At 59.4% G+C, this 9524-nt stretch carries 8 protein-coding genes, 1 pseudogene and 1 CRISPR repeat array; of the genes and pseudogenes, 4 read left to right on the plus strand and 5 right to left on the minus strand.

Annotated elements, in window-relative coordinates; translation table 11 throughout:
* Positions 1-38: 38 nt before the first annotated feature.
* A CRISPR array of direct repeats spans positions 39-1206; the repeat unit is 36 nt; unit sequence GTTCCCCCTTCGGGGGGATCCCTAGAAATTGGAAAC.
* A gap of 39 nt (positions 1207-1245) precedes the next feature.
* Entirely contained in the window at positions 1246-2247 is a 1002-nt protein-coding gene (locus tag NW835_RS02665) for an o-succinylbenzoate synthase (protein WP_414414452.1), read from the plus strand.
* Here the strand turns inward: NW835_RS02665 and prfB are convergent.
* A protein-coding gene (gene prfB / locus NW835_RS02670) for a peptide chain release factor 2 (RefSeq protein WP_414414459.1) occupies positions 2244-3372 on the minus strand; the annotation gives its coding sequence in 2 pieces (ribosomal slippage) (positions 2244-3299 and positions 3301-3372; 1128 coding nt in all). The genes NW835_RS02665 and prfB overlap by 4 nt on opposite strands.
* 143 nt (positions 3373-3515) lie before the next feature.
* On the opposite strand from prfB, the gene NW835_RS02675 reads away from it, so the two are divergent.
* A complete protein-coding gene (locus NW835_RS02675) occupies positions 3516-3926 on the plus strand; it encodes a DUF4359 domain-containing protein (RefSeq protein ID WP_414414453.1) in 411 nt (136 codons plus the stop codon).
* Here NW835_RS02675 and NW835_RS02680 read toward each other — a convergent pair.
* Together NW835_RS02680 and NW835_RS02685 are read right to left on the minus strand one after the other, a co-directional pair.
* On the minus strand, positions 3923-5044 hold the full coding sequence (locus tag NW835_RS02680) for a methyl-accepting chemotaxis protein (RefSeq protein WP_414414454.1): 1122 nt from the start codon (positions 5042-5044) through the stop codon (positions 3923-3925). The genes NW835_RS02675 and NW835_RS02680 overlap by 4 nt on opposite strands.
* 267 nt (positions 5045-5311) lie before the next feature.
* Positions 5312-6532 carry an HD domain-containing phosphohydrolase gene (locus tag NW835_RS02685; protein ID WP_414414455.1) on the minus strand — a complete coding sequence of 407 codons (1221 nt, stop codon included), beginning with the start codon at positions 6530-6532 and terminating at the stop codon, positions 5312-5314.
* 120 nt (positions 6533-6652) lie between these two features.
* On the opposite strand from NW835_RS02685, the gene pth reads away from it, so the two are divergent.
* Complete coding sequence (pth, locus tag NW835_RS02690; protein WP_414414456.1) at positions 6653-7342, plus strand: aminoacyl-tRNA hydrolase; 690 nt, start codon at positions 6653-6655, stop codon at positions 7340-7342.
* Positions 7343-7490: 148 nt separating this feature from the next.
* On the opposite strand, the gene NW835_RS02695 is transcribed toward pth, so the two are convergent.
* Entirely contained in the window at positions 7491-7718 is a 228-nt protein-coding gene (locus NW835_RS02695) for a hypothetical protein (protein WP_414414457.1), read from the minus strand.
* Positions 7719-7898: 180 nt separating this feature from the next.
* Positions 7899-8777 carry a hypothetical protein gene (locus tag NW835_RS02700; RefSeq protein ID WP_414414458.1) on the minus strand — a complete coding sequence of 293 codons (879 nt, stop codon included), beginning with the start codon at positions 8775-8777 and terminating at the stop codon, positions 7899-7901.
* Positions 8778-9319: 542 nt separating this feature from the next.
* Here NW835_RS02700 and NW835_RS02705 point away from each other — a divergent pair.
* Positions 9320-9524, plus strand: a pseudogene (locus NW835_RS02705) (IS630 family transposase); the annotation flags it as partial.

Raw genomic sequence — 9524 nt, forward strand, 5'->3', positions numbered from 1 at the left:
GGCCTTAACAGCTACAGTAGCTAGACGCTTAGCTGCCGGTTCCCCCTTCGGGGGGATCCCTAGAAATTGGAAACAACTTTCGCCTTAGGCCGGACTCGCGGATTTAAGCTTACCGCCGGTTCCCCCTTCGGGGGGATCCCTAGAAATTGGAAACGCGAAGAGGGTTGGCTTGCCGTACCTCGGAACGCTCTCGATCGGTTCCCCCTTCGGGGGGATCCCTAGAAATTGGAAACGCGACACGAATTCAAAGCTAAGCTCGCCCTTGCTTAGGCGTTCCCCCTTCGGGGGGATCCCTAGAAATTGGAAACGCTAGGCGTCAGCTGTCAACGGAGAGCGTTCCAAGGTGTTCCCCCTTCGGGGGGATCCCTAGAAATTGGAAACACCAGGAAGGTGCCTGCCGTTAGACTACGACCTTGGTTCCCCCTTCGGGGGGATCCCTAGAAATTGGAAACACCTTTACCCGCCCCTCGCAGACAAGGTGGGTGATGTAGAGTTCCCCCTTCGGGGGGATCCCTAGAAATTGGAAACGCAGCTGGCTGTGGAGCTGTGGTAACCGTCTTAGTCGCTGTTCCCCCTTCGGGGGGATCCCTAGAAATTGGAAACCCCCCTACTCATACGAAGGGCGGTCAACCTCTTCGTGTTCCCCCTTCGGGGGGATCCCTAGAAATTGGAAACCGGGTCAGGCGAGGGTTATGTTTATCCCGGATCCTCACGGGTTCCCCCTTCGGGGGGATCCCTAGAAATTGGAAACTTCGTCGTAGTTGGTCACTTGGACTCGCCCGTTCAGGGCGTTCCCCCTTCGGGGGGATCCCTAGAAATTGGAAACATTTTTCGAGATCCACCAGGAGACCGATGACGGCGGGTTCCCCCTTCGGGGGGGTCCCTAGAAATTGGAAACCTGGCACCGTTCCGCCCCGTGACGCGGACGGTGCAAACCTGGGGTTCCCCCTTCGGGGGGATCCCTAGAAATTGGAAACTCCTCGGTCAAGTCTGGGGTGTTCTCCTCCAAGGGCTGTTCCCCCTTCGGGGGGATCCCTAGAAATTGGAAACTATTCAATTTTCTCTGGTTGATCAGTCTGTATTTAGTTTTGTTGTTCCCCCTTCGGGGGGATCCCTAGAAATTGGAAACGAGAAGGGCTATGGTGCTAAGCCAAGCCCTTCTTTCTTTCGGTTCCCCCTTTGGGAGGATCCCTAGAAATTGGAAACTCCCCTTTCGGGGGAATCCTCAACTGGATTGGACTGAAAATGCGCTTTGAGTTTTGCCGGTATCGGCGGCTCTTCCGGCGGCCTTTGCGCACGCGCTACGGCCTATGGTCTGTCCGGGAAGGGATCCTGATCCGGCTGACGGATCTGGAAACGGGTCAGCAGGGCCACGGGGAGATTGCTCCCATCCCCTGGTTGGGCAGCGAGACTTTGGAGCAAGCGCTGGCGTTTTGCCAGCAGTTGCCGGCTGAGCTATCCGAGGCGCAGATTGAAGGGATCCCAGCAACTCTCCCCGCCACTCGCTTTGGCTTGGAATGCGCCTGGCTGGCCTGTCGGGATCCCGGCTGGCTGGCCAGGGATCTCTCGGGGCTTGCGTTTTGTGGGCTTTTGGGAAAAGCCGTCCCCGTAGGTTCCTACCCGGTTTACAAAGGCAAGGTGGGGGTGGATGCCTTTGAGCAGGAGTGGAAAAAGCTAGCAAGCTGGCTGGAGCAACTGCCGCCCGGATCCCGGCTGCGCCTGGATGCCAACGGGGGGCTGACCCTAGAAGAGGCGCGGCGCTGGCTGGCCCTCTGCGACCAGCTCAATCAGGAGTGGCCGGGCAAGATCGAGTTTTTCGAGCAGCCCCTGCCCCCGGAGCAGTACGCCGACTTGATCCAACTGAGCCGCGAGTTTCAAACTCCCCTTGCCCTGGATGAGTCAGTGGCCGGCCTGGAGCAGTTGCAAGCTGTCCACCGCTCCGGCTGGCAAGGGATCCTGGTGGTCAAGCCCTCTTTGGTCGGATCCGGTCTTGCCCTGAGGGACTACCTCAGCCAACACCCGGGGTTGGATCTGGTGTTTTCCTCGGCCCTGGAAACCCCTATTGGCGCTTGGCACGGCCTAGTTTGGGCGGGATCCCTGCAGGCAAAAACAGCCCATCCCAGAGCCTTGGGATGGGGGGTGGGGGAGTTTTTCCCAGAGTGGGATCCCATTCAATTGGGCGCGATCTCAGCCCAGGAGCGGGCAGCCCTGATGCAGGCGGTGTGGGAGCGCCACAGCCGGCCCTAGACTGCGGCGGCTTGCTTGGCCCGTTCCTGCCGCAGGTAGGCCTGGATAAAGTGCATCAGCTCCTCCGGTTCGCCATTCATAAACGCCTCGACATTGTAGGTTTCGGCGTTGGTGCGGTGGTCTTTGATCAACTTGTAGGGATCGAAGGTGTAGGTGCGGATCCGGCCCCCAAAGCCCTGGGTCACCATCTCGCCGCGGATCTCGGCCAGCTTTTGCCGGCGCTTTTCCTCTTCCAATTCGATGAGCTTCGCCTTCAGGATCTGGATAGCCCGCTCCTTGTTTTGCAGTTGGGAACGCTCCTCGGTGCAGCGCACGGCAATGCCGGTGGGCTTGTGGATAACCCGCACCGCCGTTTCCACCTTGTTGACGTTTTGGCCGCCTGCCCCACCGGAACGAGAAGTCTCGAACTCCAGATCCTCCATCCTCAGCTCGAACTCATTCTCTTCCTCCAGGATGGGCATGACCTCGACGCCGGCAAAGCTGGTCTGGCGCTTGCCGTTGGCGTTGAAGGGGCTGATGCGCTCCATGCGGTGGTTGCCCTTCTCGGCGGAAAGATACCCATAGGCGTAGGGCCCCTCGATCAACAAGGTGGCCGACTTGATGCCGGCCTCTGCCCCTTCCGAGTATTCTGAGAGGCGAACCTTGTAGCCCTGGTTTTCTGCCCAGCGAGTGTACATCTTCAGGAGCATCGCTGCCCAGTCCTGGGCATCGGTTCCCCCCGCGCCGGCGGTGATGGTGAGGATGGCGCCGTTTTTGTCATAGGGGCCGGAAAGCAGTTGCTGCAACTCCCATTGGCTAAGCTCCCGCTCCACCGCCGTCAGGGATCCGGACACTTCCGCCAACAGCTCCGGGTCGGGATCCTCTTGCAGCAGCTCCAGGGCGCTAGCAGCATCTTCCAGGCGATCCTTCCAGCGGTGGACTTGATCCCAGGAGGCCTTGAGGCTGTTGAGCTGTTGCAGGTGGCGGCGGGCCGCCTCGGCATCGTTCCAAAATTGCGGCTGCGCCGCCTCTTGCTCCAAAATGGCGATCTGTTGCTCTAGGCGGGGCAGGTCAAAGATAGTCCTGAGCACTGCTCAGGCGCGAGGTGAGCGATTCTAGGCTGCGTCTCAGATCGGCCAGTTCCATGGGTTTGTAGATGCTATCTGAAGTCATCGGGTCTGGGATCCCATCTTAACTTCCTAGCCCGCTGACGGGCGCATCTGGATTGGGGAAATGGCTGGAGGGATCCGAGCCCAGAGGAAGATCGGGATCTTGTTTTGGAGGCTGCCATGGCGAAGGTTCTGGGCTTGCTGTTCGGACTGGCTCTGGCCGGAGGTGTGGCTGCTCTGGCCATCACCAATCCCACCCCGGAAGCGTATGGGGCCTACGCAGGGGAACAGTTGGCTGCCTATGCCACGCGGGAATACTGCGCCCAGCTCCCGGCTTTTTTGCCCACCCTCATTGAGGAATGTCACGCCCTTGTACAAGAGCTGCAACCGGAGTTGGCAGAGCTGTTCCTGCGCCAGACCCGCCGGCAAAACTTTATCCTCTTCAGCCTCTACAGCACCGATTTGTCGTTGCTTAACTTTGGCCCGCTGGGGAGCTCCTTGCCCACCTACCACTTCCAAACTCTGGCAGTGGCAGGGCAGTTTTACACCTACGAGATCCGCGAGGGCCAGACCACTCCCAAAAAAGGCTAAACCTGGGCCCGCTCCAAGAGGGCTTGCAACTCCTCCAGAGCCGCCTGGGCCGACTGAGCCTGCTGGTAAAGGGATTGCACCATCTCGGCGCTGGCCTGGGCTGATTGCAGGGTGGATTGGCTTTGGCGTTGGATGCGCTCTGCCAAGCCGCGGATGCGGTTGCTGGCTTCGGTGGTGCGCCCTGCCAATTTGCGAATCTCCTGGGCAATGGCGCCAAAACCGCCACCTCCGCCGCTGCGGTTGGCCTCCACAGCCGCATTAAAGGAGAGCAGGCGAATATAGCCCGCCACCTCTACGATCAAGTCAACGATGGTGTTGATTTCCTTGAGCTCGCGGGAGAGCTCCTGGTTGCTGTCGGCAATTTCCTGAAATAGACGGCGAACGGCCTCTACTCCAGCAAAGGTGGCGGCAAAGGTGGATTTGCCCTTCTCCGAGAGCACCGAGCTGATCTCGATGATGCGGTCGTTGAGGCGGGCCAGTTCTTCGGAGCGCTGCTGGGCCTGGCGCCGCTCCCGATCTAGAGCGATGTTCTGGCTGAGGATCTCGGCCTTTTGCCGCTCCAGATCGCGGGCATACTGAAGGCTGCGGTTTTTCTCTTGCTCCAGCTCGGCCAAGATCCGTTGCATCTCCTCCTGCTGTTCTTGCAGCTTCCGCTGCGTGGCCAGATGCACCTGCGACTGGGCCACCAACAACACCGGCACATCCAAAAGGCGGTAGTCCTGGGAACCAACTTGTACCACCACCGGGTCGTAGATGGTCTCCTGGGGCCGCCGGAAGGCCTGGCTGGCCGCCGCGATGACATCGCAGTCGCCGGGGAGCAGCAAAAAGCCCCGTCCGTGGAACTCCACCATGGAGCTGATGGGCCGCTTCAAAAACACGTCTAGGCCATAGGGCTTGCTCAGCATCCACTCCAAAATGGCGCGGCGGGTCAACATCCCCTGCACCCGCGACCGCTCATCCAGCACGATGACCCCCGAAAGGCTGGGATCATCTTCTAGGCGGCGCACCACGTTCTCGCAGGGGGTGGACTCGCTCACCTGAAAGTCCACCAGAGCCAGATCGCGCAGCTTGGTGTTGATCGAGAGGGTGGAAGTGGGCGGATTGGTCAGGGTAGCCATCACAGGGATCCTCGGCGCGGGTTGGGCAGAGACAAGTGGCCAAGAATGTGCTATGTATAGAGGAGCACAGAGGCAGAGCTCTGCTCGCCTTTCCAGCGAACCGGCGGCAAACAGAGCCGGCCACCCTTAGTTTGGCTTGAGATCTTGTCTTCTGGCTACAAGCCTATACGGGATTGTGCGGAGAGATGCTCTTTCTTTTTCATTTGTGCTTTATTGGTGGGCAGGCGAGGAACCTGTTCTGAACCCAGGGGCTAAGGGGATCTGGGGTTAGTGAGCCTCTTGATAGCGGTGGTAGATCTCCAGGATTTCGCCGCGCCCGCGCTTAAAAGCTGCCACCACTTGCGGATCGAAGTGGCTGCCGCTGTTGCTTTCCACAAAGCGAAAGATCTCGTCTAGATCCCAGGCTGCTTTGTAGGGACGGCGGCTAGCCAAGGCGTCGAACACGTCGGCCAAAGCCACAATCCGCCCTTCCAGCGGGATCCCTCCGCCCTTGAGGCCCCGCGGGTAGCCGCTGCCATCGAACTTTTCGTGGTGGGTGAGGGCAATGATGGCGCTTTTTTTCATCAGCTCCGAGTCGGACTTGCTGAGGATCTCGTAGCCAATCTCAGGGTGGCGGTTCATGATCTGTCGCTCTTCAGGGGTGAGGGGGCCTGGCTTTTGCAAGATGGCATCCGGGATCCCGATTTTGCCCACATCGTGCAGAGGGCTGGCGTAGAAAATCAGCTCCTGTTCATGGCTGCAGAGGCCCAACTCTTGGGCAATGATGCGGGAGTAGTGGCTCATGCGCTTTAGGTGGAAAGCCGTGTCCTGATCCCGATACTCAGCGGCCTGAGCTAGACAAAAAATCGTTTCCAGGTGAGCCGATTTTAGCTCTTCCCGCAAGCGCACATTTTGATAAGCAACAGCTGCCTGGGAAGCTAGGGCTTCGGCCACCTGGACTTCCAGCTCAGAAAACGGCTGACTCCATTCGGCCACCTGGTTGCGCGCTAGCTCAGCAGGACGATCCGGCCTGAGGCGGTTTAAGAGTTGCAAGGCTCCGAGGATGTTTCCTGAGGGATCCCGCAGCGGCACCGTGAGCAGGGAGCGGGTGCGGTAGCCAGTCTGCCGATCCACCTGGGGATTAAAAGCGTAGGGCAGATTGGGGGGCAGTTGGTAAACGTCCGGCAGATTCAAGCTCTCCCCGGTAAGCACTACATAGCCCACGATGCTGGAAGGGCTGAGGGGGAGGCGCAGATCCCGCAGCTCCTCGTTGCGCTTGACCACGAAAAAGCGCAGCTCATCTCCTTCGCGGAGGAACAGGCTGGCCCCATCGCAGCAGGTTAGCTCGCGCGCCTGGGCAACAATCAGCTCCAGCAGCCGCTTTAAATCCGTTTCTGAGGAAAGGGCAATCCCCACCTGGATCAGCCGCTGACTCAGGCGCAAGGCAGCAGCAGGCTCGAATTTAGCTTCGCCAAGGGAGAGCTCGAAGGGGGCAGGCCTGAGGGACATGGCTTATCCTCTACTGGGCTACGGGCGTTCCCACCGCCGCCCAGAGGGGGGAGGCGGGGGCTCGCCTATCCAGAGTAACTCTGCTACCCTACTTTACCTGTGGAGGCAAAAGACGATGCAGTGACCCAGATCAAGAGCCAGCCGCCAGAGGAGGTTACTATCCAGCTCATTGTCGGCTTGGGCAACCCTGGCCCGCAGTATGCCAACACCCGGCACAACTGCGGCTTTATGGTGGTGGATCGGCTAGCGGAGCGCTGGGGGATCCCGTTGGTTTTGGAAAAGCGCTTCCAGGGCTCCTACGGAGAAGGGCTTGCCCTGGGGGGCAAGCGGCGCCTGCTCAAACCGGAGACCTACATGAACCGTTCTGGCCAGTCGGTGCGGGCGGTGATGGATTGGTACAAGTTGGATCCCGCCTCGGTTCTGGTGGTGTACGACGATATGGACTTGCCCCTGGGTCGCCTGCGTCTGCGGGGATCTGGCTCTGCTGGCGGACACAACGGCATGAAGTCCATCATCCAACATTTGGGCAGCGAGGCCTTCCCTCGCCTACGGCTGGGGGTGGGCAAGCCCAAAGGCCACCAAGACATGGTTGGGCATGTTTTGGGAAGGTTTGAACCTACCGAGCAGGCAGTGCTGGAGCGGGTTCTGAGGGCAGCAGTGGAAGCAGTGGAGTGTTGCTTGCAAGAAGGATTAAGGGCGGCCATGAACCGCTTCAACCCTCTAGATCTCTCCGAGCCGGTATCTGAGCGAGATTGGCCAGCTCCGCCAGCTCCTCTCGACCCAGCCAAGACTGCGCCCGGAGAAAGCTGACCGCGTCAGGGAGTCGGCCTCCGCAGAGCCGCTGGCAGGAGAGGGCAAGGATCCCTCCAGGTTGCTCCCCGCGGGGGAGCGGCTCTCTTGCTAAGCCAGAGAGCCGATAGGTTTCCAAGTTTTGAACGGCAACGTACAGGATCAGCACCTACAAAAACGTCCAGCCCCCCTGGACAATGGCCACCACCCCCAGCCAGCCGGGAATGCACAGCCGCTCCGCCAGATCCACCAAGGGACCCAGCGCCACTGCCACCACCAACGCAATCATCGCGGTCAGCACCAGGTTGCGCAGTTGCCCCAATAGCAGCAGCATCCCTGTGACCACCACCAGGGCTATGGAGGAGACGGAGAGGGTCAGTTGTCTTCGGCTCATCATCTGGCTGGGTTCTCTTCAAGGGGAGCGTTCCAGTTTTCCTGGGTAACAGATGGCTCTACCACCCTGGAATGGCTTGGCCGCACTTGCCAAACGCCCTCTGCCCAGAGACCCCAAACCCAGAACCTCTCTACCCAACGGGCCAGACAAAGATCCGCAGCAGAAACCCAGCCAGCAGTGGAGTTACTGCAACAGTTCCATCCGTACTGCTTCTACATATTCCAGCAGCTCTGGGGATCCTCTGCCTGCAGCCTGCCACAGCGTCAAAGCACGGCCCAGGTCGGCAGCGGCAGCGGCCCTATCCTCCCCCTGATAGGCGCGCGCCATGCCGCGGTGGTAGTAGCCCTCGGCTTGCTGCGGCTGCGCCTCGATAGCTCGGCTGAAATCCTGAACGGCCAAGTTGAAGTCGCAAATGCTGGCCCACATCAGGCCGCGATGGACATAAGCATCGAAAAGATCGGCAGGGCTTTGGTTTTGCTTGGCCAGCTCGATGGCCAGGTGCGACACATCAAACGCCGATTCCAGATGTCCCTGTTCGGCCCAGATGCGAGAGCGCAACAAGTGAAGTTGGGGGTTGCGATAGGCAATGCGATCCAGGGGGGACAAAGTTGCCAAAGCCTGCTCCAGCTCCCCGAAATACTCGTGTTGAATCCTGGCCTTGAGCAAGTAAGCTTCAGGCAAATAGGGATCCAAAGCAATGGCAATGTCCAGATCCCGCAGCGCCAAGCTCAGCAGGTGGTCAACAGCAGTCGCCTGGTCTGGCTCCGGCAAGGCCAAGGGATCGCCCTGCAACCGATCCCAGAAGTACTGAGCCCGCTGCAGATACAGCTGCGCGTTCCCCGGCTCCTGTTCCAGAAATTGAGCTAGCCGCGCCAGATAGACGCGATCCAAGTGAAAACGCTCGCCAGCCTGGGTGGAAAGAGGGATCCCCCTTTGGGCCGCCTGCTGCGCCAGCAACTGATGCGCTTGAGAGCGCTGCTCAAGCTGCCGTACTTGGGCTTCCAGTTGGGCTTGTTGCCTGAGCAGGAGCTCAGGATCGGGTTCATCTGCAAATGCCGCCACTTGAACACTCTGCGCTGGCGCCGAGGAAACTTCAGGGACAGCGCCCCGTCCCTTGCGCAGGGAAGCCAACCAGCCGCATTCGCCGCTCAAACACAGCCAAGACAACAAACCCAGAAGCGCCGATCCGGAGAACAAAAGACTGGGCCTCAGCATGGATCCCACCCCACGAACTAGCTTGAGAAAACTTGAGAAAAGAGTTGCCTCTAAGCTAGCGCCATAGCCGCAGTGTCCAGACTTTCCCCAACCCTCGGAAACTCCCCCTAGGGGATCCCGCCGCCGGCCAGATCGATCGACTCTACGCAGCGATTCTTTGCCCATCCTTCGTCAGTGGTGTTGCTGGCTACAGGAGCTAAGACCCCCCGCCAACCGGATAAAGTCGGCGCTGCTCAATGCCAAGCTGAACCAAGCGGTTGACCCACGAATCCGGCGGCGCAAGCCCTGGTCATTAGTCCTGGCGGTAAGCTGCCTAATCTCGGCAGTATATAGCCTGGAGTACAGCCTGTTAATTAGGGTGCAGGTTTCAAAAGGAAGGAGAGAAGCGGATGCCAGCCCATTCTTTGGATTTACGGCAAAGAGTCGTGGCAGCTTATCTGGCAGGTCAGACCTCTATCCGCCAGGTAGCCAAACAGTTCATAGCGACCAAAAGAACAGTACAGTGTACAAACAAACTCAGGATTTAACCCCCAGGAGAGTAGGCAGGAAGCAAGTGGGTATTTTGGAACAACATCGACAGGAAGTGATGGCAAT

Source organism: Synechococcus sp. OH2, assembly GCF_047462155.1.
Taxonomy (GTDB): Bacteria; Cyanobacteriota; Cyanobacteriia; order Thermostichales; family Thermostichaceae; genus Thermostichus.

Bases quoted from the DNA above. Each gene is read 5' to 3' on its own strand.
- NW835_RS02675 (WP_414414453.1), top strand. From the start codon at position 3,516: ATGGCGAAGGTTCTGGGCTTGCTGTTCGGACTGGCTCTGGCCGGAGGT.
- NW835_RS02665 (WP_414414452.1), top strand. From the start codon at position 1,246: ATGCGCTTTGAGTTTTGCCGGTATCGGCGGCTCTTCCGGCGGCCTTTG.
- NW835_RS02680 (WP_414414454.1), bottom strand. From the start codon at position 5,044: ATGGCTACCCTGACCAATCCGCCCACTTCCACCCTCTCGATCAACACC.
- NW835_RS02695 (WP_414414457.1), bottom strand. From the start codon at position 7,718: ATGATGAGCCGAAGACAACTGACCCTCTCCGTCTCCTCCATAGCCCTG.
- NW835_RS02685 (WP_414414455.1), bottom strand. From the start codon at position 6,532: ATGTCCCTCAGGCCTGCCCCCTTCGAGCTCTCCCTTGGCGAAGCTAAA.